Annotated in this window: 20 protein-coding genes and 1 pseudogene; 12 read left to right on the forward strand and 9 right to left on the reverse strand. The window is 74.2% G+C overall.

Going from position 1 to position 21,773, the window contains the following annotated elements; all coding sequences use genetic code 11:
- Positions 1-49: 49 nt before the first annotated feature.
- From IF02_RS0104745 to IF02_RS0104755, 3 genes are read left to right on the forward strand one after another with little or no spacing between them, the layout of a single operon-like run.
- Positions 50-775: an HNH endonuclease family protein gene (locus IF02_RS0104745; protein WP_106977210.1), complete on the forward strand. Its 726-nt coding sequence runs from the start codon at positions 50-52 to the stop codon at positions 773-775.
- Between the two features lie 14 nt (positions 776-789).
- Positions 790-1,116, forward strand: a complete 327-nt coding sequence (locus tag IF02_RS0104750) for a hypothetical protein (protein ID WP_051695766.1) — start codon at positions 790-792, stop codon at positions 1,114-1,116.
- Between the two features lie 43 nt (positions 1,117-1,159).
- Positions 1,160-1,807 (forward strand): hypothetical protein, encoded by a 648-nt coding sequence (locus IF02_RS0104755; RefSeq protein WP_234318089.1) that lies wholly within the window; start codon positions 1,160-1,162, stop codon positions 1,805-1,807.
- Positions 1,808-1,847: 40 nt separating this feature from the next.
- Here the strand turns inward: IF02_RS0104755 and IF02_RS0104760 are convergent, their stop codons facing one another.
- From IF02_RS0104760 to IF02_RS0104775, 4 genes are all read right to left on the reverse strand, one after another.
- On the reverse strand, positions 1,848-2,381 hold the full coding sequence (locus IF02_RS0104760; RefSeq protein ID WP_030153966.1) for a GNAT family N-acetyltransferase: 534 nt from the start codon (positions 2,379-2,381) through the stop codon (positions 1,848-1,850).
- Positions 2,382-2,469: 88 nt separating this feature from the next.
- Positions 2,470-3,651, reverse strand: a complete 1,182-nt coding sequence (locus IF02_RS0104765; RefSeq protein ID WP_030153967.1) for an alpha/beta hydrolase family protein — start codon at positions 3,649-3,651, stop codon at positions 2,470-2,472.
- A gap of 100 nt (positions 3,652-3,751) precedes the next feature.
- Positions 3,752-4,771: an isopenicillin N synthase family dioxygenase gene (locus IF02_RS0104770; RefSeq protein WP_078621873.1), complete on the reverse strand. Its 1,020-nt coding sequence runs from the start codon at positions 4,769-4,771 to the stop codon at positions 3,752-3,754.
- The gene (locus IF02_RS0104775; RefSeq protein ID WP_051695769.1) at positions 4,693-7,677 is read right to left on the reverse strand and encodes a hypothetical protein; all 2,985 of its coding nucleotides are present in this window, start codon (positions 7,675-7,677) and stop codon (positions 4,693-4,695) included. The genes IF02_RS0104770 and IF02_RS0104775 overlap by 79 nt, the downstream gene beginning before the upstream one ends.
- 161 nt (positions 7,678-7,838) lie before the next feature.
- Between IF02_RS0104775 and IF02_RS0104780 the strand changes: the two genes are divergently transcribed.
- Together IF02_RS0104780 and IF02_RS0104785 are read left to right on the forward strand one after the other, a co-directional pair.
- The gene (locus tag IF02_RS0104780) at positions 7,839-8,846 is read left to right on the forward strand and encodes a hypothetical protein (RefSeq protein WP_051695773.1); all 1,008 of its coding nucleotides are present in this window, start codon (positions 7,839-7,841) and stop codon (positions 8,844-8,846) included.
- Positions 8,839-9,252, forward strand: a complete 414-nt coding sequence (locus tag IF02_RS0104785; protein WP_030153971.1) for a peptidase inhibitor family I36 protein — start codon at positions 8,839-8,841, stop codon at positions 9,250-9,252. The genes IF02_RS0104780 and IF02_RS0104785 overlap by 8 nt, the downstream gene beginning before the upstream one ends.
- A gap of 7 nt (positions 9,253-9,259) precedes the next feature.
- Here the strand turns inward: IF02_RS0104785 and IF02_RS0104790 are convergent, their stop codons facing one another.
- Positions 9,260-10,333 carry a GNAT family N-acetyltransferase gene (locus IF02_RS0104790; protein ID WP_030153972.1) on the reverse strand — a complete coding sequence of 358 codons (1,074 nt, stop codon included), beginning with the start codon at positions 10,331-10,333 and terminating at the stop codon, positions 9,260-9,262.
- Positions 10,334-10,484: 151 nt separating this feature from the next.
- Here IF02_RS0104790 and IF02_RS0104795 point away from each other — a divergent pair, with 151 nt between their 5' ends.
- A complete protein-coding gene (locus IF02_RS0104795; protein ID WP_030153973.1) occupies positions 10,485-11,636 on the forward strand; it encodes a serine hydrolase domain-containing protein in 1,152 nt (383 codons plus the stop codon).
- A 42-nt stretch (positions 11,637-11,678) separates the two neighbouring features.
- Here IF02_RS0104795 and IF02_RS0104800 read toward each other — a convergent pair whose 3' ends face one another.
- The gene (locus tag IF02_RS0104800; RefSeq protein ID WP_030153974.1) at positions 11,679-13,058 is read right to left on the reverse strand and encodes a M64 family metallopeptidase; all 1,380 of its coding nucleotides are present in this window, start codon (positions 13,056-13,058) and stop codon (positions 11,679-11,681) included.
- A 153-nt stretch (positions 13,059-13,211) separates the two neighbouring features.
- Here IF02_RS0104800 and IF02_RS0104805 point away from each other — a divergent pair, with 153 nt between their 5' ends.
- Positions 13,212-14,546, forward strand: a complete 1,335-nt coding sequence (locus IF02_RS0104805) for a tetratricopeptide repeat protein (RefSeq protein ID WP_030153975.1) — start codon at positions 13,212-13,214, stop codon at positions 14,544-14,546.
- A gap of 24 nt (positions 14,547-14,570) precedes the next feature.
- On the opposite strand, the gene IF02_RS0104810 is transcribed toward IF02_RS0104805, so the two are convergent.
- Entirely contained in the window at positions 14,571-16,106 is a 1,536-nt protein-coding gene (locus IF02_RS0104810) for an MFS transporter (RefSeq protein ID WP_030153976.1), read from the reverse strand.
- A 215-nt stretch (positions 16,107-16,321) separates the two neighbouring features.
- On the opposite strand from IF02_RS0104810, the gene IF02_RS35080 reads away from it, so the two are divergent.
- Positions 16,322-16,483, forward strand: coding sequence for a DUF6126 family protein (locus IF02_RS35080; protein ID WP_199809176.1), 162 nt, complete (start codon positions 16,322-16,324; stop codon positions 16,481-16,483).
- Between the two features lie 30 nt (positions 16,484-16,513).
- On the opposite strand, the gene IF02_RS0104820 is transcribed toward IF02_RS35080, so the two are convergent.
- Positions 16,514-16,756 (reverse strand): DUF6158 family protein, encoded by a 243-nt coding sequence (locus IF02_RS0104820; RefSeq protein WP_030153977.1) that lies wholly within the window; start codon positions 16,754-16,756, stop codon positions 16,514-16,516.
- A 119-nt stretch (positions 16,757-16,875) separates the two neighbouring features.
- Between IF02_RS0104820 and IF02_RS0104825 the strand changes: the two genes are divergently transcribed.
- From IF02_RS0104825 to IF02_RS0104835, 3 genes and pseudogenes are all read left to right on the forward strand, one after another.
- A complete protein-coding gene (locus IF02_RS0104825; RefSeq protein WP_030153978.1) occupies positions 16,876-17,994 on the forward strand; it encodes a M20 family metallopeptidase in 1,119 nt (372 codons plus the stop codon).
- Between the two features lie 58 nt (positions 17,995-18,052).
- Positions 18,053-18,694, forward strand: a complete 642-nt coding sequence (locus IF02_RS0104830) for a TetR/AcrR family transcriptional regulator (protein WP_030153979.1) — start codon at positions 18,053-18,055, stop codon at positions 18,692-18,694.
- Positions 18,691-20,070 (forward strand): annotated as a pseudogene (locus IF02_RS0104835) (MFS transporter); the annotation flags it as partial. The gene IF02_RS0104830 and the pseudogene IF02_RS0104835, both read left to right, overlap by 4 nt.
- On the opposite strand, the gene IF02_RS0104840 reads toward IF02_RS0104835, so the two are convergent.
- Positions 20,020-20,928, reverse strand: a complete 909-nt coding sequence (locus IF02_RS0104840) for a LysR family transcriptional regulator (RefSeq protein ID WP_030153981.1) — start codon at positions 20,926-20,928, stop codon at positions 20,020-20,022. The pseudogene IF02_RS0104835 and the gene IF02_RS0104840 sit on opposite strands and share 51 nt — an antisense overlap.
- Before the next feature lie 203 nt (positions 20,929-21,131).
- On the opposite strand from IF02_RS0104840, the gene IF02_RS0104845 reads away from it, so the two are divergent.
- Positions 21,132-21,773 carry a DUF6817 domain-containing protein gene (locus IF02_RS0104845; RefSeq protein WP_030153982.1) on the forward strand — a complete coding sequence of 214 codons (642 nt, stop codon included), beginning with the start codon at positions 21,132-21,134 and terminating at the stop codon, positions 21,771-21,773.

Raw genomic sequence — 21,773 nt, forward strand, 5'->3', positions numbered from 1 at the left:
TAGTCTTTCCGGGACAGCGTGCGGTGCGGGACCGGCTCGGGGTGGGTTCATGGGACGTCAGATACGTGTCCGGGATGCGGTCCTGGCGGCGGCGGTGCTGCTGGCCGTGGCCGGGTGCTCGGGTACCGGCACCGCGCCGGGCAAGGACGCGAAGCCCTCGGCGGCCGGTACGTCGCCCTCCGCTCCGGGGGGCGCGGACGCCAAACCGGCCTCGGGGGACGTACTGCCCGGCATGGTCGGCGTGCAGGCGGCCCGTACCCAGCTGGCCGCGCTGAAGGTCGCCCCGCCCGGGACCATGGCCGGTTACAGCCGGGCCAAGTTCACCCACTGGGCGGAGCAGGGCAACAAGTGCGACACCCGCGAGGTCGTCCTCAAGCGGGACGGCAAGGACGTCGCCCAGGACGCCGAGTGCAAGGCCGTCTCCGGCACCTGGAAGAGCCTGTACGACGGGGTCGTGGTCACCGAGGCGTCGAAGATGGACATCGACCACATCGTGCCGCTCGCCGAGGGCTGGCGCTCGGGCGCGGCCGGCTGGGACGCCGCGCGGCGCAAGGCATTCGCGAACGACCTGACCCACCCTCAGCTGCTGTCGGTGACGGCGGCCACGAACCGCTCGAAGGGCGACCAGAGCCCCGACCTGTGGCAGCCGCCGGACAAATCGAGCTGGTGCCAGTACGGGCGGGCCTGGACCACCGTGAAATCCACGTACGGACTGACCGTGACCGAACCGGAGAAGAAGATGCTCGGGACGATGCTGGACAGCTGCGTGGCATGAGCGGCATGAGAGGCATGAGAGGACGACAGATCATGGCCGGACGGCAGCAGTGGTGCGACGAGGTCCTGGCCGGGCCCGGCGGGGCGATGACGGACGAGGTCGGCGTCATCACGGGCCCGCTGACGCTGCGCACGACGGCGCTGCCGGACGGCGGATCGGTCCGGATCGAGGTCCAGTACAAGGACGCGGAGGAGTGGTACACGCTGACCGGCAGCCCGGTCCCCCACCACGGCGACCCGGCGGCCGTCCACACCGCCGCCCTCGCCGCGATCCGCGCGGGCCACGCCGCCGAAGCCCCGGCCCTGCCACCGCCCACGCCCCCGGGCCCGCCCCCGGCCTGACCCGCTGCGGCAGGCCCGGCCGGTGATCAGCATCATGATCCCCATGACACCGATATCCACACCGACACCGATCACGGGCATGGACCTCACCGGCTTCACCGAGCGCGAGCAAGGTCTCTGGACCGACGAGAACGGCCTCGTCCTCTCCGTCCACTTCTTCCCCCTGGTCCCGGACCTGCCGGCGCCGCTGCACGAGACCGACCGGCTCCGGCACGGCCTCGCCCGGTCCGTGGCCCGGGCGGGCGGAGGGCTGATCGAGGCCGTGCCCGGCGAGGTGGACTCCGTCCCGGCCGTACGGCAACTGGTCAAGATCCGGCGGCCGAACACCGAGCACGGGCTGGTGTTCCTCGCCTCCTGGACCGTGCCGAAGGCGGGCTGCAGCACGGTGATCAAGGTGCAGGCGGGTGAACAGGGCACGACCGGGATGCGGGAGGCCCTCGTCGGCGCCCGCGTGGGCCACGAGAACTACTTCCGCCCGCACCCGTACGGGCCGGACGTCTCGGGCGGCCTGCCGTACCACGTCGCCGACCTCGAGGAGTGGGACGCGGAGTTCCCCGAGCACCCGCTGACGCTGGCCCGCGGCGCGCTGCGGCGCATCGCCCCGACGGTGACCCTGGACGAGCGCTTCAAGGCCCTCCCGCCGTTCGGCCCGCCGGCCGCCCCGCGGCGCCGCTGGTTCCGCCGGCCCTGAGGCACGGGCTGCGGAAGGCGCCCTCGGGGCGGGCCTCGTGTCAGGCCTCGTATTCCGTCAGGTCGATGCTGTGGACCTGGAGCAGGTGGCCGTGCTCCGGGTCCGTGGTGTCGAGGTCCAGCACCATGCCCAGCTTGCGGATCACGTTCTCGGACTCCTCGTGGCCCGACCGGTTGACCGCGATCACCCGGTCGAGGCCGCGGTCCTGGAGGGCGAACTCCAGCGTGGCCTGCGCGGCCTCGGAGGCGTAGCCCTGGCCCCAGTACGGGCGGCCGAGCCGCCAGCTGACCGCCACGAAGTCCCGTACCTCCGACGGGGACTGCGCCACGGTCAGCCCGACCGCCCCGATCAGCTCGCCCGAAGCCAGGAGCTCGACGGCGAAGAGGCCGAAGCCCTCCTCATCCCACTCCTCCTCCCAGCGCTCGATCTCCTCGGCGGTCTCCTCCAGGTCGAGGGTGGAGCCGTCGCCGATCCAGCGCATCACGTCCGGGTCGGCATTGATCTCCGACAGGGGGACGAGGTCGTCGTCGGTCCAGCGGCGCAGGAGCAGGCGGGGGGTGCGGATCTCGGTCATGCCCCCATCCTGCCGAACACCGCCGACCAGCGGTAATCGGGTCCGCCCGGGCGGACGCCGCGGACCCGGTCACCGCCCCGGCCGCGGGTCACGGGGTGTGGAAGCGGACCTCCGGAGCCTGGGGGTCCGGGCCGTCGAGCAGCGGCTGCGGGACGCCCTTCAGGTGCTGGTCGAAGAAGGCACCGACGTAGCGCCGGGTCAGGTCGACCGAACGGGCGCCGGGCAGCGGCGTCAGCGGGGGCAGCCCCAGCTGGTCGCTCATGGTCGGCCAGTCGGTGAAGGTGAAGTGGTGGGAGGCGTCGAGGGTGATCCAGCGCTTCCAGCCGTCGAGCCGCTTCCAGTTGGGGTCCCAGCTCGCCGCTCCGGTCCCGGTGTTGCCGGGGCGGGACTCCTCCGCGCCGAGCAGCATGAAGGGCCTGCCGCCGAGTCCGCCCTCCGGGACCGGCGAGAACACCCCGCCGTCCATGTCGATCCCGGCGCGGATCCGCGGGTCGGCCGCCATGGCGGCGACCGCGGCGGAGCCTCCGATGGAGTGCCCGGCCATGCCGATCCGGCCCGGGTCGATGAGGCCGGCGTTGCGCCAGGCCGGGTGGCGGCCGGTGAGCCGGTCCAGCAGGAAGGACACGTCGCGGGCCCGGTTGTCGGTGACCAGCTTGGCGCCCTCCTCACTGTTGGCCTTGTCACAGGCCAGGCAGGTCAGGACGCGCCCGCCGGGGAAGGCCGTACCGGAGGTCTCGTACGCGTGGTCCACGGCGGCGACCACATGGCCGCGGGAGGCGAGCTCCTCGGCGAGGGAGGTGAGGGTGGCGCGCGGGACGGTGAATCCGGGCGACAGGACGATCAGGGGGTACCGGCCGGCCACGGGACGGGCGTCCGAGCGGGCGTGGGCCTTGGTTCCCACCAGGCTCTCGACCGCGACGGCCTCGCCCAGGTCGCGGTCGGCCAGCAGCAGCCGGGCCTCCTCGTGGGTGAGCCAGGGCGGGGCGGGCTTCCCGGTGCCGCGGTGGGCCGGGTAGCGCATGGTCACCATCAGCTCGCGCGGTCCGGACCCCGCCCAGGGGTCGGTCCGGCTGCGGTCCACCAGGTGCAGGGTCTCCTGGCCGACCGCGAACGGGCCGGTGGGGCGCGGCAGTTGCGGCAGCACCACGCGGGTGTCCGAGGCGGCCGGGGCGCCCGCCGGCGGCGGGGCGGCCGCGGCGGGGCCTGCGACCGCCACCGGCAGCAGGAGGACGAGTAACGCGAGGGATGCGGCGGTCATGCGTCGATTCATGACGTCGAACGTATGCGACGAACCGTCCGTGATCGTCACCTCGCAGGAGGAGCGGGCCTCCCCCTGCGGGTCATCCCCGGCTCACCCTCCAGGAGGAGGATCAGGACACGGTGATCGCGTCCAGCTTCGCCCGCAGGTAGGCGTGGGAGTCCACCGGGGCGTGGACCACCCGGCCGACCGGGGCCGGGAGGGACTCGACCCGGGTGTGCGGGTCGCATTCGTAGAAGTAGACCAGTGAGACGAGCTCCTCGGCCGGTGCGTCCGCGGGTGGCGGCAGCACGCGGTGGCGGCCGGCGCGCCAGCGGTCCCCGGTCCAGCGGGCCATCAGGTCGCCGATGTTCACGGTGAGCGCGGCCGGGTCGTACGGGGCGTCCTGCCAGCCGTCGGCGTCGGTGTGGATCTGGAGCCCGCCCGAGCCCGGCTCGCGGTCGAGGACCGTGACCGTCCCGAAGTCCGTGTGCGCCCCGATGCGGAACTGGCCCGGCAGGGGTTCGCCGAGCACCTCCGTGCCCGGGTACCAGTTGAGGTTGAACCCCCAGGTGGGGTGCCCGGTGTGGCGGGTGAAGTGGTCGGCGGCGAGGCCGAGTGCGGTGGCGAGGAGCTCCAGCAGTTCGTCGGACAGGGCCCGCATCCGGGCGATGTACTCGACGGCCAGTGGCGCCAGCGCCGGTACCTCGGCCGGCCAGGCGTTCGGCCGGAACCACTCGGCGTCCACGGACGGGTTCCCGGTGGGCTCGTCCGCCGCGCAGGACCAGGACTCCTTGAGGTCGGGCGGCGAGGCCGCCCCCTCCGCGTAGCTGTTGGCCTCGGCGCCCGGTCCGAGCCAGCCGCGGCCGCCGACCGCGACCGCGTACGGCTCCTTCGCCTCGGCCGGCAGCCGGAAGAACTCCTTGGCGGCCTCCCGGATCCGCGCGGGCAGCCCGGGATCCACCCCGTGCCCGGTGATCAGCAGGAATCCGGCGGCCTGGAGGGCCTCGTCGACGCGGGCGGCGATCCGCTCCCGCGCCCCGGCCTCACCGGACCGCCACGGACCGAGGTCGATCACGGGAACCCGGGACCGGGCGGAGGCGGAGGAAGTCGGAGAAGGAGAAGAACTCGGTACATCGGCTGAACTCGCCATCGGGACCTGCCTTCCGAGCCGGTGTCGGGCGTCCACCCGAGGCTATCGCCACCGGTCCCCACCCCGCCCTGACGACGCTGCTCCAGCCCGCTGCACGGCGGCGAGTACGCGACGTACGGCAGGTGCGCGGACCACTGGGCGCGGGTGATCCGGGGTCCGGTGTGCGCGCAGGCGTCGGCGATGACCCGCGCCTCGTCGGTCCCCGCCAGCCGGACGGTGGCGTCGAAACCCCCGGAGGCCAGCACCGTGCCGTCGGGGCTGAAGGCGACCGAGCTGACGGCGGTGAGGTGGCCGGTGAGCGTGCTCAGCAGACCGGGGTGGGCCGGGCGGGCCACGCTCCACACCCGCACCGTGCGGTCGTCGCTCGCGCTGGCCAGGGTCCGCCCGTCGGGGCTGAACACCACCGAGCCGACGACGTCGGTGTGGCCGGTGAGGACGGCGAGCGGGGCGGGACGGCGCAGGTCGGTGATGTTCCACAGGCGGATCGCCGTACGTCCGCCGCTGGCTGCGGCGAGCGTGTGCCCGTCGGGTCCGAAGGCCACCGAGAACACGGCGCTGTCGTGGCCCTCCAGGACGGCCAGCGGCTGCGGCCGCCGCGGGTCCGCCACGTCGGTGAGCCGTACGGTCCGGTCCTCGCCGGCGCTGGCGAGCGTACGGCCGTCCGGGCTGAAGGCGACGGAGCGGACGGCGTCCCGGTGTCCGTCGAGCCGGGCGAGCGGGGCGGGGCGGGCGGCGTCGGCCACGTCCCACAGCCCGACGCTGCCGTCGGTCCCGGAGGTGGCGAGCGTACGGCCGTCCGGACTGTAGGCCAGGGAGCGGACGTCGCCGCCCTGCCCGGTCAGCGAGGCCAGCACGGCCGGCCGGGACGGGTCCGCCGTGTCCCACAGCCGGACGCTCCCGTCGGCGGACCCGGTGGCGAGGGTGCGGCCGTCCGGACGGTAGGACACGGTGCGGACGTCGCCGCCGTGACCGCTCAGCGTGGCCTCGGCGACGGGACCGTCGGTGCCGTGCATCCGCCACAGCCGGGCGGTGTGGTCGCCGCTCGCGGTGGCCAGCTGGCCACCGTCGGGGCGGTAGGCGAGCGCGAGGACCTCCTTGGCGTGCGCGGGTGTGGCGGTCATCAGGGTGCTGGCCAGGCCGTCGCGCGTTTTGGCGGTGGGCGAGAGGCGGTACGCCGTCAGGCCCAGCTGTACGGCCAGCCCCGGCTCGGTGTTGGCGAGGTCCGTCGCGCTGTCGGCGAGGTTCTGCGCGACGGCGTCGTTGCGCTGCCGGGTGACCTCGTCCTCGGCGCGCACCGCGTTGGAGGTGGCGACCCCGGCCACCACCACGAGGGCGGCGAGCAGCGCCACGAGGATGCGCAGCCGGCGGGCGCGGCGCCGGGCGGTGTTCCCGGCGGCGGCTTCGGCCGCCGTGCTCGCTTCGAGGAAGGCCCGTTCGCCGGCGGTGAGTCCGATCGGCCGGCCGGCGGCCAGGTCGCGGGCGAGGTCGAGCCGGGTGCCGCGGTAGAGGGCTCCGGAGTCCCGGCCGAGGGCCTCCCAGGTGCGGGCGGCGTCGGTGAGGCGGCGGTGCAGGCGTAAGCGCTCGCGGTCGTCGGTGAGCCAGCCGCGCAGCCGCGGCCAGGCGCGGATGAGGGCTTCGTGGGTGACTTCGACCCGTCCGTCGTCGAGGGTGAGCAGGCGCAGCCGCGCGGCCCGGGCGAGGACGGTCGCGGTGTCGGCGTCCTGGTTCAGCTCTTCGCGGGCCACGGGGCGTTTGGTGTCCTCCGTGCCCTCGCCGAGGGCGATGAGGTGGACGAAGATCTGCTGGGCGAGCCGCTGCTGAGGTGCGGAGAGCGAGGCGTGGAGGGTTTCCGCGGACTGGGCGAGCGCTCCCTCGAAGCCGCCCGCCGCGTGGAAGCCGTCCAGGGTCAGGGCAGCGCCGCGGCGGCGCCGCCAGGTCTCCAGGAGCGCGTGGGACAGCAGGGGCAGGACGCCGACCTGTCCGTGGGCGTGGGCGACGAGCGTCGCCTGGAGTGCGCCTTCGACGGTGAGGCCGGCCCGGCGGGCCGGTTCGACGACGGCGCGGCGCAGTTCGGCCGCGCTCATCGGTCCGACGAGGACCTGGGCGTCGCGCAGGACCTCGACGAGGGCGTCGTAGCGGGTGCAGTGGGCGTAGAAGTCGGCGCGTACGCCGAGGACGACGCGGCAGCGGGAACCGGGCCGCCGGGCCTCCTCGACGAGCGCGGTGATGCAGCGGGCGCGCTCGTCGGGGTCGGCGCAGACCGTGAAGACCTCCTCGAACTGGTCGACCACGAGGACGAGTTCGCCGCCGTCGGCCGGGTGTGCGGCGAAGGCCTGCCGTACGCGGCCGAGCGGGTGCGGCCCGGGGGTCAGGACGTGCACCGCCCGGGGCGGGGCCTGCGCGCACAGCCGGGGCAGCAGACCGGCGTGCAGGAGGGAGGACTTGCCGGCTCCGGAGGCGCCGACGAGTGCGACGACGCGCTGCCGGGTGAGGGTGGCGAGGAGGTCCTCGACCAGCCGCTCCCGGCCGAAGAACAGGCCCGCGTCCTCGGTCCGGAAGGCCGCGAGGCCGACGTACGGGGTCCCGTGCGCCCCGGTCTCCCCCGGATCCTCCTCGGGATCCGGCTCCGGCGCCTGCGCCGACAGCTGCGCGGCGACGCCGTGCCAGCGGCGTTCCCACTCCTGCGCCTCGCCGCCGCAGGCGCGGACGTAGGACAGCGTCACGTCGAGGCTCGGCAGCCTCCGGCCGGACGCGGCCCCGGACAACGTCGCCACCGAGTAGTGGGCGCGCGCCGCCAGGTCCCGGTACGGCGGGGATCCGGCCTCGTGGCGCAGGCGGCGCAAGGCGGCGGCGAACTGCCGCAGCGGTCCGTCCTCCCCCTCCAGCGGACGCTCCTTGCGAGCCATGGCCTCCCCTTTCCCACCTGGTGAGTTTGCCGCCCTCTGGGGTGGATTGTTCAGCAATTGTTTGTTCACTGCCACCACGCCGACGCCGAACAACGGATCGCCGCTAGACCTGAGTTCGCCGCACCACCGCCGCCGTCGCCGTGAGAGGAGGGAGCACACCGATGCAACGACACGACCCCGGCCGGGCCACGGCCGCCGCCCTGGCGGCCTTCCTGCTCCTGGGAGGATGCGGATCGGCCACCGGGACCCCGGCCGGCCCGGCGCCCGAGGCCACAGCGGGTCCGGCCGCAGCGGCCGCGCCGGCCGCCCCGCCCGCCCCCGCCCGCGAGCCGAGCCCCGCGGACACCCGCCTGCTGGAGCGGGCCGAGCAGATCCTGATCAGCCGCTGCATGGACGGGCGGGGCTTCCCGTACGCGGTCACCGAGGCCCCGGACGACACCGCGCGGTCCTTCCCGTACGGGGTGGACGACATCGAGTGGGCGCGGGCCCACGGCTACGGCGGCCGGGACCAGCGCGCCGCCGCGCAGGCGCGGGAGGCCGACCCCAACCAGCGGTACTTCCGCGGCCTTTCGGCATCCGGGCGGGCGGCCGCCCGTACCGCGCTCATGGGTTCCACACCCGTGGGGCTCTCGGCCACCGCCCCCACCGGGATGACGATCACCGCCTCCGCCGAGGGCTGCATCGCGGACGCCGAGCGCACACTCTACGGGGATCTGGCGACCTGGTTCCGCGTCAAAGTCGTCACGATGAACCTGGGGCCGGTGCGGGAGGCGCGCGTACACGAGGACGGGCAGTACGCGCAGGCCGTCGGGCAGTGGGCCGCGTGCATGCGGGCGGCGGGCCGCCCGTACGCGAACCCCGACGCCTCCCGGCAGGCCGCGGCCCGGTTCGGCGAGAGCATGCCGCCGGCCGAGGCGGACGCGGCCGAGGCCGAACTGGCCGTCGTCGAAGCGACCTGCGCGGCCGGCACTCCGCTGGCCCGGGTCTCCCAGGCTCTGGACCACACCTACGGCGAACGACTCCGTGCCCAGCACCAGGAGGAGATCGCGCTCAGGTGGCGGCTCCAGAACGGCGCGCTGCCGAAGGCGCGCCAAGTATCCGAAAAACACAGTTCCGAACAACACGACACGGCACCGAACTCACGACCCTCCGGAGGATCCCATGCGTAAGTTCCGCACCCTGCTGCTCGCCGGCGCGCTCGCCGTACCGCTGCTGGCCGTTCCCGCGACCGTGACCGCCGCCGGCGCCGCCACGGCCGACGCCTCCGGCGCGGCCGCGGACGGCAACTACTGGGTCTGGGAGGACACCAACCGCGGCGGCCACGCCTGCGGCTGGAGCGGCAACGACTCCGACTGGCGCACCTGTGGGGCCGGCGGCAACTTCAACATGAACGACCGGGCCTCGTCCTGGTGGAACAACGGGTACGCCGGCTCTTTCGGGGACGTGCGCGTCTACGAGAACATCGGCTACGGCGGTGCGTCGACCTGCGCCCCGAACGGCTCGGCCGGCAACATCCCGTGGGAGTGGAACGACCGCATCTCCTCCCACAAGTGGGTCACCAACTGCGGTTACTGAGCGGCGGCTACCGGCCGGCCGCCCGCAGGGTGTAACGGGCTCCGCCGTCCTCGGTGGAGCCCGTCCGCTCGAAGCCCGCCCGGACGAGCACGCCGTGGGAGGGCGCGTTGTCCGCGTCCACCCTGGCGTGCAACGCGGTCACGCCGGGCTGCTCGAAGGCCCAGGCGACCAGGCCCTTCAGCGCCTCGGTGACGTAGCCGTTGCCGCGGGCCGACGGTACGAGGTCGTAGCCGACCTCCGCGTTCCCCTCGGCGTCGGGGGCGCCGTGGAAGCCGATCCCGCCGATCGCGCGCCGGTCCTGCGTACGGACGACGGCGTACGCGCCCCACCCCGGGCGGAACGTACCCTCCTCCCGCGCCTTGGCCACCATCCCGGAGGCGACCCGGGTGCCCTCGCCGGGGCCGTCCTCGGCCCAGGCGAAGCCGCCGGTGCCGCCGTCGCGGAGGTCGCCGGCGACGAGCGGGGAGATCTCGCAGAGCACGACGCGTTCCGCGATGATGGGTTCGGCGTACCAGCGCCACGCCGTGCGGCGCGGCAGGCCCGGGAGTTCATCCCGGCCGGTCACCCACAGCAGCGTCGGCCACGGGGCGGCGATGTCGCGCGGCACCTGTGGGAAGAGCCGGTCGAGGACCTGCTCGCAGAGGTCCGCGTCGGGTTCCCAGTCGTGGACGCCGAGAGCGGTCAGGATGTCGTGGGTGTGCAGCAGCGTCTCGACGACGCCCATCGCGGCGAATCCGTCCGGGCCCGCCATGCCGTACGGGTGCCAGGCCCGGACCTCCGGGTCGGTCACGGCCACGGCGGCGGACAGCAGGCCTCCGGTGGCCTCGATGACCTGGATCAGGCCGTCGGGGGTGGTGCCGGGGGCGGCGCTGATGGCGAAGGGGGCGTACCCGCTGGTCGAGCGCCCGGTGAGCTGGGTGGCGTACCCGGCGAAATCGCTCGCCACGTGGACGGCGGTGTCGTAACAGCTCCACTCCAGGCCGGCGGCGGGGACGGACCAGTCCAGGTGCGCCACCCTGCGCAGGGCCTGTGCGGTGAGGGACACGGATCGGTCTACGGCTTCGGAGCCCATGATCGTCATGGCTCGCACCCTAGGACCGCCGGCCGGGCCCGGGCCACCGGATATCGGGTGGCCCGAGCGCGTCCGGCCGCGCGTCCGGCCGATGAATGCGCGGCGCTGCGGGAGTCTGTGGGAGGCAGGCATCCGGAGCGGGATCGGGAGAGGTGGAGTGATGAGCGACCTGCGCGACATCCTGGAACGGCACGTGAGCAGCGGATCGCTGCCCGGGGCGGTGGGCCTGGTGGCCCGCGGCGACCGGGTGGAGGTGGAGGCCGTCGGCTCGGCCGACATCGAGGGCACGGCTCCGATGGTCCGGGACTCAATCTTCCGGATCGCCTCGATGACCAAACCCGTGACGGCCGCGGCCGCCATGACACTGGTCGAGGAGCGCCTGCTGGCCCTGGAGGACGAGATCGCGCCGTGGCTGCCGGAGCTGGCCTCGCCCCTCGTCGCCCGTACGCCCGCGAGCCCGCTCGACGACGTGGTGCCCGCCGACCGCCCGATCACCGTGTTCGACCTGCTCACCTCCCGCGCCGGGTACGGGTTCCCGTCCGACTTCTCGCTGCCCGCGGTCGCGCCGCTGGTCGGCGAGTTGAAGCAGGGGCCGCCGCAGCCGCAGCACACCGCGGCGCCGGACGCCTGGCTGAAGACGCTGTCGGGCATTCCGATGCTGTACCAGCCGGGCGAGGCCTACCTGTACAACACCTGCTCCGACATCCTGGGCGTGCTGATCGCCCGGGTCTCGGGGCAGTCCCTGCCCGAGTTCATGGCGGAGCGGATCTTCGAGCCGCTGGGCATGGCGGACACCGGGTTCTTCGTCCCGGCCGCCGACCTGGGCCGGTTCACGAGCTACTACCGCGAGGGCGAGGGCGGCCTCGAAGCGGCCGACGCCCCGCACGGGCAGTGGAGCAGCCTCCCGGCCTTCCCCTCCGGCGCCGGCGGCCTGGTCTCGACCGCCGACGACTGGTGCGCGTTCGGCCGGATGCTGCTCGCGGAGGGGGCGCTGGACGGGGGCCGGGGCCGGCTCCTGTCGGCCAAGTCGGTGCGGAAGATGACCACCGACTGGCTGACCCCGGCCCAGCGGGCCGCCGGCGAGCTGTTCCTGGAGGGCCAGGGCTGGGGGTTCGGCGGCTCGGTGGACGTCACGACCCGCGATCCGTGGAACGTGCCGGGGCGGTACGGCTGGGTCGGCGGCACCGGAACCGCCGGCCACATCACCCCGTCCACCGGCGCCGTCTCCGTCCTGCTCACCCAGCGGGAGATGAACAGCCCGGCCCCGCACGCCGTGATGCGCGAATTCTGGACGTACGCGGCCGGGGCCTGAACCCTGCACGCAGCGCCGGGTGCAGCCCCGCGTGCAGGGGAACTACAGGCGGACGCTCCAGTCGACCGTGGACTTCAGGGTGCGGGCGATCTTCGGGTCGCGGACCGAGGGGGTGCGGTCCTCGGCCGTGACCGACAGCTTGTGCGTGCGCAGGTCGAAGAGCCACAGTTCGGCGACCGCGACCTCGGTGCGGCCCGCGAACCGCTTCAGCTCGCGGCCGTCGAGGTACCAGCGCACGTCGACCTGCCGGCCGTCCGCTCCGGCCAGCCGGGGTACGGAGACCTTCGCCGTGTTGCGCAGCCGCAGGGTGCGGCCGGTCGGGGTGAGCGGGGCGGCGGGCTTCGCGTGCTGGTAGAAGCCGGCGATCATCGCCTCGGTGCCGGGCAGGTTGAAGGGCTTGCCGAGCACGCGCATGATCGAGCCGTCGGTGGGCCGGTACAGGCCGGTGACGTAGTAGCCGCCGCCCTCGTACGCGCCGACCGTGCCGCCGTCGGGCGACTGCGCGCCGAGCCAGCGGTACCACTTGGCGCGCTCGGCGGCCATCCGGTCGGCGGGCAGCGTGGAGGTGTTGGAGTCGGCGGGCTCGGGGCCCTCGTACTTCTCGTAGCCCGGGGTGTCCGGGTAGAAGTACTCGTCGGCGAGCTTGCCCAGGGAGTGGCCCGTCTCGTGGATGGCCACCTGGCCGGATTTCGCGTTGCCCGCGGAGGCGGTCGATATCCCCTCGTAGCCGAGGGTGGCGCTGGGCTCGTTGTACCCGGCCCCGCCGTACTTGGTGCTGTTGGAGAGGACCAGGACCAGATCGGCCGCCGGGGCCTTCGCCACGTAGGCGTCCACCTTCGGCTGGTCGATGCAGAGCAGCCGCTCGATGTCCTCGCACCAGAAGTAGGAGCCGAGGGCGGTGTCGCGGACGGTGGCCGGCGTGGGGTCGCCGGAGACGCCGGAGTCGTGGGAGACGGCGTCGACCGTCCAGACGTTGAAGAGGTTCCGGTACGTGGAGTACGGCTCGACGGCCGTGATCTCGGCCCATTTGGCCCGCGCGTCGGCGTGGAACCGGTCCTGCTCGGCGGCGGTGTACCCGTCGCCGATGACGACGATGTCGAGGCGGTCGGCGGTCGAACCGTTGTCGACCAGCTTGGCGACCTCGCCGTCGGCCGCCCGCTCGGCTTCGGAGAGCTGCGGGGCCTTCTTCGCCTGCCCGGCGGCGGGGACGCGGACGTGGCCGGATCCGGCGGCCGTGCCGTCCTCGGGCCCGGGTACCTCCACCTCGGTCCCGGTCCCTGTCCCTGTCCCGGCCTTCGCCGGTGACGGTATCGGCGGTGGTGCCGCGGCGGCCGTGCCGAGCGGGCCCGCGGCCAGCAGCAGGGCCGTCGTACAGGCCGCGGCCAAGGCGGCGCGCAGCGTCAGGCGGAGGGACGCGTCCATGGAGTTCTCCCCGTACGGAAGCCGGAAGTCACCGGAAGTTAAGCGGCGCGATAAGTGCGCTGAACCAGTTGCTTAAACTAGGGGGCGCACGGGACGTGCGCAATGGCCAGCCACCCCTGCACCATGGGGAGTTGGAGCAACCAGGGGGTCTTCATGGACGAACCGGCCGAGATCGGCCGCAGGGTTCAGCGCATGCGCGCCGAACGCGGGCTGACCCAAAGGGCATTGGCGGAGCCCTCCTACACCCCCGCCTACATCTCGACCCTGGAGTCGGGCAAGGTCCGGCCCTCCGAGACGGCGCTGCGCTTCCTCGCCGAGCGGCTCGGCACCTCGTACGAGGAGCTCGCCACCGGGCGCCCCGCCCACCTCGCCACCGAGCTGCGCCTCGCCCTCACCGACGCCCAGCAGACGCTGGCCACGGGGGCCGCCGCCGAGGCGGCCGTACGCTACCGGCGGCTGCTGGCGGACGCGGAACGGCTCGGCCTCGACGCCGAACGGGCGGAGGCGCTGCTCGGCCTCGGCGACTGCGCGCTGGAAGCGGGGGAACTGCCGGACGCCATCGGCCACTTCGAGGCGGCCGAGCGGCTGCTGGCCGACGAGCCGCTCCCCCGCCGGGCCCGCCCGATCCGCGGCCGGGCCGTCGCGCACCTGCTCGCCGGGGAGCTCCGCTACGCCTGCTACCTGCTCGAATCCGCCATCGACGGGCTGAACGCGGGCGGGCTGGCCGATCCGGAGGCACTGGTGCTGTTGTACGCCGCCGTGATCGGCCCGTACATCGACATGGGCGCCCACGCCCGGGCCGCGCACGCGGCCGAGCTGGCCCTGGCGCTGGCTCCGCAGGTGGCCGATCCGGCGCTGGTGGCGGGGATGCACCGGCAGGTCGCGCGTACGTTCCTCGCCGCGGGGCGCCCGGCGGACGCCGATGCCTCCCTCGCCAAGGCACAGGCGATCTACCGGCAGCTGCGGCTGCGGACCGATCTGGCGCACTGCCACTGGATGCGCGGCTACGTACAGGCGCAGAACGGCGATCTGGCGGGGGCGGAGGCGGAGTTGCGCACGGCGCGGGACATCCTCGCGGCCCGGCGGGCAGCCTTGTACACGGCGCAGGTCGAGGTGGAACTCGCCGACGTACTGCGCCGGCTGGGCCGCTGCGAGGAGGCCGCCGAGCTGCTCTCCGGGCTGCTGGAACTGGGCGACAGACACGGCGCCGTGCATGCGGGCGGGGCGCACCGGCTGCTCGGGCTGATGGCAGAGGAGCGCGGGGAGACCGAGTCCGCCGAGGAGCACTACGTCCAGGCGCTGACCCTGCTGGAACGCAGCGGGGCCAGTGGGGATCTGGCCGATCTGTGCCGGCTGCTGGGCGACCTGCTGCGGCGTACGGGCCGGATCGAGGCCGCGCTGGATGCGTACCGTACGGGGCTGGGCCACCGCGCGGCGCCGGGCACCACCACGCTGGGCCCGGCGCCCGCGTCACCGCTGCGGCGGTGACGCGGGCGCCTGGGCGCGGCCGTGTCAGTGGTTCTCGGTGGGCCGGAGGTCGCGCGGGATCATGGTCCACGTCGTGGCCGCCGCGGCCACGGCGAGGAGGCCCGCGATGAGGAAGGCCGGTGTGATGGCGAGGGTGTAGGCCTGGGAGGCCGCCTCGATCAGGCCCTTGCCCACCGTGCCGCCCAGCCGTTCGGCGATGTGGGCGGCTTCGCCCACGGACTCGCGGACGGCCGCGGCGGTGGCGCCGTCCAGGTCGAGGGCCGGCAGGTTGCCGCGGTACAGGACGGCGGCGGTGCTGCCGAGGACGGCGACGCCCATGGCCGAGCCGAGTTCGTAGCAGGTCTCCTCGATGGCGGCCGCGCTGGAGACCTCGTCCGCGGGCGCGGCCGAGATCAGCGTGACCGAGGCGACGGTGGTGGCGAGGCCCGCGCCCAGGCCCATGACCGTGAGGGCCACGGCGAACGCCGGGTAACCGAGCTCGGCGAACTGCTGGAAGGTCCAGGGCAGGGCCATGCCGGCGGCCAGGACCACCAGTCCCGCGCCCAGCACGTGCCGGATCGCGAAGCGCTGCATCAGCGTGGGGGCCACCATCGAGGCGCAGATCAGGGCGAGCGGGGCGGGCAGCAGGCGCAGGCCCGCTTCGAGCGGGGTGTAGCCCTGTCCGTACTGGAACCACTGCGTGACGAGGAAGAGGATCGCGCCCATGCCCACCATGGGCAGGAAGATCGCGGTGGCGGCGACGCTGAAGGCGGGCTTGGTGAACAGCCGGACCTGGAGCAGCGGGTTGTCCACGCGCAGCTGGCGGCGTACGAAGACGGTCAGCGCGACGGCGGCCAGGGCGAGCAGGGCCCACGGGAGCGGAGCGGCGATCCCGCTCTTGCCGAGCTGCTTGATGCCGCCCGCGAGGGCGAGCATGCCGACGATCGACTGGCCGACGCCCCACCAGTCCCAGCGGCCGCTGCTGCGCGGGGAGCGGGATTCGGGGAGGTAGCGCAGGCCGGCCGCGACGATGACCGCGGCGACGGGGAGGTTCAGGAGGAAGGCGGAGTGCCAGCCGTAGTCCTGGACGAGGAGCCCGCCGACGACCGGGCCGAACGCCATGCCGCCGCCGAAGACGGCCGCCCAGACGGCGAGCGCGAAGGCCCGCTCCTTGGCGTCGGTGAACACGCTGCGCAGGATCGACAGGGTGGACGGCATGATCGCGGCGCCGCCGACGCCGAGGAGGGCGCGGGCCGCGATCACGTGCCAGGCCTCGGTGGAGAAGACGGCGATCAGGGAGGCGACGGAGAAGATCGCGAAGCCCGCCATGAGCAGCCGCTTGCGGCCCCAGCGGTCGCCGAGGGCGCCGGCGGTGACGAGCAGGCCGGACAGGGCGAGCGCGTAGACGTCGATGATCCACAGCTGCTGTACGGCACCGGGCCGGAGGTCGCCGACGAGGGAGGGGAAGGCCACGTTGAGGATCGTGGTGTCCATCGAGATCAGCAGCAGGCTGCCGGAAAGGATGGCGAGGACGATCCACCGGCGCGGGTCGAGTGGAGTGGTGGGGCGGCGGGCGTGCATGGGGTTCCGTTCACGTGAGCGGGCGGGGAGGCCCACCGCTTCGCACAGCGATGAGCCTCCTTCGCCTCGAATGATACATCAACGTCTCATTCGAGGCGATGAGTGCTCACTCCCCGGGCACACCCGTACGCTGTTTCACGGGCCACCGGCCCACGCTCACCCCCAGATCCACGCCCGCCAGCGCCCCCGCCCCGCACTCGAAACGGAGATCCGCCGTGTCGGACCAGACCGAGGATTCCGCCGCCGCGGCCGCGCAGCGCGAGAGGTGGAAGGAGAAGGGCGTCGCACTGCGCGCGTTCTTCTACATCTTCGGGACGCACGTGTTCGCCGGGTTCATCTGGCTGCTGTTCTACCTGGGCGAGCACGCCAAGAAGTGAGGGTGAGGCCCGTACGGCCTGCGCACCCCCTCAGCCCTCGCCGCTCCGGGCGCGCGCACCCGACCGGGTCCGCCCCGGCGTCTGGGCGCGCTGAGGGTGCCGGCGTACGTACTCGTGCTCCAGCTCGTTCATCCGCTGCGTGTGGGTGACCAGCGCCTCGTCCGACCCGTACAGCAGGGTCTCGTGGCGGGTCCGGTGGATGGCCTCCAGCTCCTTGAGCAGCTTGCCTTCCTCCAGGTTCGCCGCCGAAGGGCCGCCGTCATGCTCCGCCATGGCCCGTACACCTCCTCCCCTCCATCATCCCCTCCGGTGCCCCATTCGTCCCGGCCGCGCCGGTTTCGCCCCTCCTTCCCCCGGACTGCGGGCCGTGGTATTGCGGCTACCCTTGCGCCATGACGATGCGAGCGGCCGTCCATGTGAGTGTGGATGCGATGATCGAGGACCTCAGGACACTCGTCGAGATCGAGTCCCCCTCGCGGGACCTCGACGCGCTGGGGGTATCGGCCAAAACCGTCGCCGCCGTCATCGAGAACCGCCTCGGCGGCGAGGCCGTCCTCATCGAGAGCGAGACCGGACCGCACGTCCACTGGTCGGGCGGCGGCGAGCCCCGGGTGCTGATCCTCGGCCACCACGACACGGTGTTCCCTCTCGGGACCCTCGAACGCCGCCCCTTCGCGGTCGAGGACGGGCGCGCGACCGGCCCCGGCGTCTTCGACATGCTCGGCGGTCTGGTGCAGGCCGTCCACGGGCTCGCACTGCTCGACGACCTGTCGGGCGTCGAGATCCTGGTCACCGCCGATGAGGAGATCGGCTCCCCTTCCTCCCGGGCCCTCATCGAGGAACGCGCCCTCGCCTGCGGCGCGGTGCTGGTGTTCGAAGGCGCCGCCGACGGCGGCGCCCTGAAGACCGGACGCAAGGGCTGCGGCTCGTTCCACGTCTCCGTCGCGGGCCGGGCCTCGCACGCCGGCCTCGAACCCGAGGCCGGGGTCAACGCCCTGATCGAGGCGGCCCACCTCGTACTGGACATCGCCGCGCTCGGCCGGCCGGAGATCGGCACGACCGTCACCCCGACCGTCGCCTCCGCGGGAGGGGTGGACAACGTCGTTCCCGCCGAGGCGACCGTCACCGCCGACGTACGGGTCGAGTCGGCCCGCGAACAGGCGCGCATCGAGTCCGCGTTCGCGGCGCTCGCCCCGCACCTCGAAGACGCGGAGATCTCGGTCCACGGGTCCATCGGCCGGCCCCCGATGCCGGAGTCGGCGTCGGCCGATCTCTTCGCGGTGGCCCAGCGGCTGCTCCCCGGCCTCGAAGGCCGGTCGGTCGGCGGCGGCAGCGACGGCAACTTCACGGCAGCGGTGGGAGTGCCGACCCTCGACGGCCTCGGCGCGGTCGGCGGCGGCGCCCACGCCGACCACGAGTACGTGGTGGTCGAGGCCATGGCCGAGCGGGCCAACCTCGTCGCCGGACTGGTGCGGGCGATCCGGAACACGCGGGAGGGCGCGAGCGCGTAGCGCCTGCGCGGCCGAGCGGCGAGTAGACAGCGTCTACGCATCCTGGTAGACACTGTCCATGGATCCGCACAGCCCGCTCCGGGAACGTCTGATCGACGTCGGCGTCGACCTCGTACTGACCGAGGGCACCGCCGCCCTCGGCCTGCGTGAGATCGCCCGCCGCGCAGGGGTGTCGCACGGCGCACCCCGGCGCCACTTCCCCACCCACCACTCCCTGCTCTCGGCGATCGCCAGGCGCGGATTCACCGACCTCGGCGCCCGGTTCGCGGCGGCGACCGCTCACGCGTCCTCGCCGCGCGAGCAGGTGCGGGCGCTCGGGTGCGCGTACGTCGGCTACGCGCTGGAGCACCGCGGGATGTTCGAGCTGATGTTCCGCCACGACCTGCTCGACAGCGAGGGACAGGAGAACACCGGCGCGGAAGCCGCCGGGGAGGAAGGCGCCGGGCAGCAGCCGCCGAGACTGCGCGAGTCCACGATCCCGCTCTTCCAGCTCCTCGTCGGGCTCGTCTCCCGCTGCCGGACCGACGGGGATCCCGAGGTGACCGCCGCCGCCCTCTGGGCCAACCTGCACGGCGTGGCCCAACTGTGGGCCTGGGGCAGCCTGCCCCTGATCCTCGGCGACGCCGCCGAACCCCGGATCGGCGTCGAACGGCTCGTCGACGCCGCGCTCGACGCCCACCTCGGGGCGGACCGCGCATGACCCGCCCGAGGCAGCGGATCGCGCTGCTCGTCAGCGTCGGCGGCGCGATGCTCGTCGCCCTCGACGGCACCGTCCTCAGCGTGGCGCAGCCCAGCCTGCGCCACGACCTCGGGGCGAGCGTGGCCCAGGTCCAGTGGACCAGCACCGCATACCTCCTCGCCGTGGCCGCCCTCCTCGTCATCGCCGGCCGCCTCGGCGACCGGTACGGGCATCCACGGCTGTTCCTCATCGGTGTGCTCGGCTTCGCCGCGACCTCCGCCGGGGTCGCGCTCGCTCCCGGGGTCGGCTGGGTCATCGCGCTGCGCGCCGCCCAGGGGGTGTTCGGGGCCCTGCTGCAACCGGCGACCCTCGCGCTGCTGCGCCTCGCGTACCCGCCCGACCGGCTCTCCACCGCGGTGGCGGTCCGGACCGGTGCCATCGGCGCGGCCGCCGCGGCCGGTCCGCTGCTCGGGGGCGTGCTGGTCGCGCAGTCGGGCTGGCGTTCCGTGTTCGTGCTGAACGTGCCGATCGCTCTCGCGATCGCCGCGCTCGCCCTCGCCGTACGGGTGCCCGATCCGGCCCGGGCCGGATCGCAGGGGGCCGGGTCCGAGGCGCGCGGGTCCGGCAGGCCCGCGCTGACCGGCGCGGCGCTGCTGGCCGCGGCCCTGGCCGTGTTCGTCCATGCGCTGGCCGGCGTACCCGCCCACGGCTGGGCCGCGCCGCCGACGCTGCTCGGGCTCTGCGGGGCCGCCGCCCTCGCGGCCGTGCTCGTACGGTACGAACGGCGGGCCGCGCAGCCCCTCGTACCGGCCGCCGTGGCGCGGTCCCGGCCGGTCGCGGCCTCGATGGCGCTGCTGCTGGCCGTCTCCGGCGGCATGTTCGGGGCGCTGTTCGCGGCGACCTTCCTGCTCCAGGACGTACGGGGGCAGGGCCCGCTCGCCACCGGCCTGCTGGTGCTCCCGCTGACCGGCTGCATGGTCGCGGGCGCGCCGCTGGCGGGCCTCGCACTGCGCCGGTACGGGCCGCGCCGGACCGCGCTCGCCGGTACGGGTCTGGTCGTCCTCGGGGTCTGCGGGCTGGGCGCGGGGGCGGGCCCGGCGGTCGTGGCGGCCTTCGCGGTGCTCGGCGCCGGGTTCGCCGCGGTCATGGTGACCGCCACCGGCACGGTGGTCGGTGACGCACCGGCCGGGTACGCGGGGGTCGTCGGCGGGCTCAAGCAGACGGCGATGAACGTCGGTCCGACCCTGGGCATCGCCATCGCGGCGGGCGGGGGCGCGGGCGCCGGGGCCTCGCCGACCGCGCTGTTCGCCCTGGCGGCGCTTGCGGCCGTGGGACTGCTGCCGGCGTCACTCCTGCCGCGCGGCGCGGGCCGTGCAGCTGCGGGCCACGTCGTCGGCGAAGACGCGGGCCAGCGGGGACAGGGCCGCCCAGCGGCGGACCGCCCAGCCGACCTGGAGCGGCGGCAGGGCCGGGACCGGGACGAGGCGCAGCGGGCCCTCTGATCCGGGGACCCGCCAGCCGGGCAGGGCGGGCACGAGGGCATGGCCGAGGCCCAGTTCGGCCAGCAGCAGGGCGGTGTCCCAGTCGGCCACGCTGGTGTCGGACCGTATCCGGATGCCGGATTCCGCGAAGGCGGCGTCGAGGTGGGCGCGGGAGGCGGAGTTCTCCGGGAGCCGGATGTGGCGGATGCCGGTGAGGTCGGCCGGCTCGATGCGGGGGCGGGCGGCGAGGGGGTCGTCGGCGCAGACCGCGAGCACCCAGGGCAGCTCCATCACCGGGCGCTGCTCGATGCCGCGCACGGGCCGGCCGATGGTGATCCAGGCGAGGTCCAGGTCGTCGGCGGCGAGCGCGTCGAAGCAGCTGCGGCTGGAGTTCTCGGTCTGGAACTCCAGGCTGACCTGCGGGTGGCGGCGCCGGAAGCCGACGACGGCCTCGGACATGAAGTGCCGTACGGTCGTCGCGCCCGTGGTGATGCGCACCGATCCGCTGTCGCCGCGGACGAGTTCGTCGAGGCGGCGCAGGGCTCCGTCGAGCCCGGCGATGCCGTCCGCGGCGGCCGTCTGGAGGATGCGCCCGGCCTCGGTGGGGACGACGCCGCGGGCGTGCCGCTCCAGCAGCTCGGTGCCGGTCTGCTTTTCGAGGCGGCGGACGTGCTGGCTGACGGCCGACTGCGTACAGCCGAGGTCGCGGGCGACTGCGCTGAGGCTGCCGGCCCGGCAGACGGCCACGAAGACGCGGAGATCGTCGAGAGTCACGCGGTCCACGCTACTCCAAGCCACAGCTTGGGTCTTGATAGGGAATCAGAGGATTGACTTGGATCTGCGGGTGGACAACGATCAATTCGGGGCCCCCGGGCGGCAACCCGTCCCCGCTCGCGCCACGGTCCGGACCCCGGCGCGAGCCGGGACGGGTGTCGACCCACCCATCTGACCGAGGTACGCGGGAAAGGAGCACGCCCATGCCGCCACCGGCACCGACACCGACCGAGGGCGAGCGCCGGGAGGCACGCGCCCTCGCGCTGCTGCGCGAACTCGGCGCCGGGGAGCTGGATCACCCCGGTGGCACCCTGCTCGCGCATCTGGAACGCGTCCACGCGCGGCTCGGGGCCTGGGGAGCCCGGCCGGCGCTCCGGCTCGCGGGCCTGTGCCACGCGTTCTACGGGACGGACGGCTTCGCCACCGCCCTGCTGCCGGTCGGCCGGCGGGCCGAACTGGCCGCGGTGATCGGGGCCGAGGCCGAGGAGATCGTCTACTTCTACGCCAGTTGCGACCGCGCGGCCTCCTATCCGACGCTCGCCTCCGACGTCCCCTGCGGCGCCGACGCCGACGCAGCCGGCGCCGCCGACAACGAGGCGGTGTCGTCGGTGGCGCCGGCGTTCCGCGACCGGTTCACCGGCCACGTGCACTGCCCCGACCGGCAGTCCCGGCGGGACTTCGCCGAGCTGTCGGCGGCGAACGAGCTGGACCTCGCCCGGATCGACCCGGCGTTCCGCGCGGCCCACGGACCGGGCCTCCTGGCCCTGTTCACCCGGCTCCGGGAGCTGCTGACCGAGCCGGCCCGGCGGGAGTGCCAGGCCGTGCTCGGCGGCGGTGCGCTCTGA

The sequence above is a fragment of the Streptomyces sp. NRRL S-244 genome (assembly GCF_000717915.1).
In the GTDB taxonomy this organism is placed as follows: Bacteria; Actinomycetota; Actinomycetes; order Streptomycetales; family Streptomycetaceae; genus Streptomyces.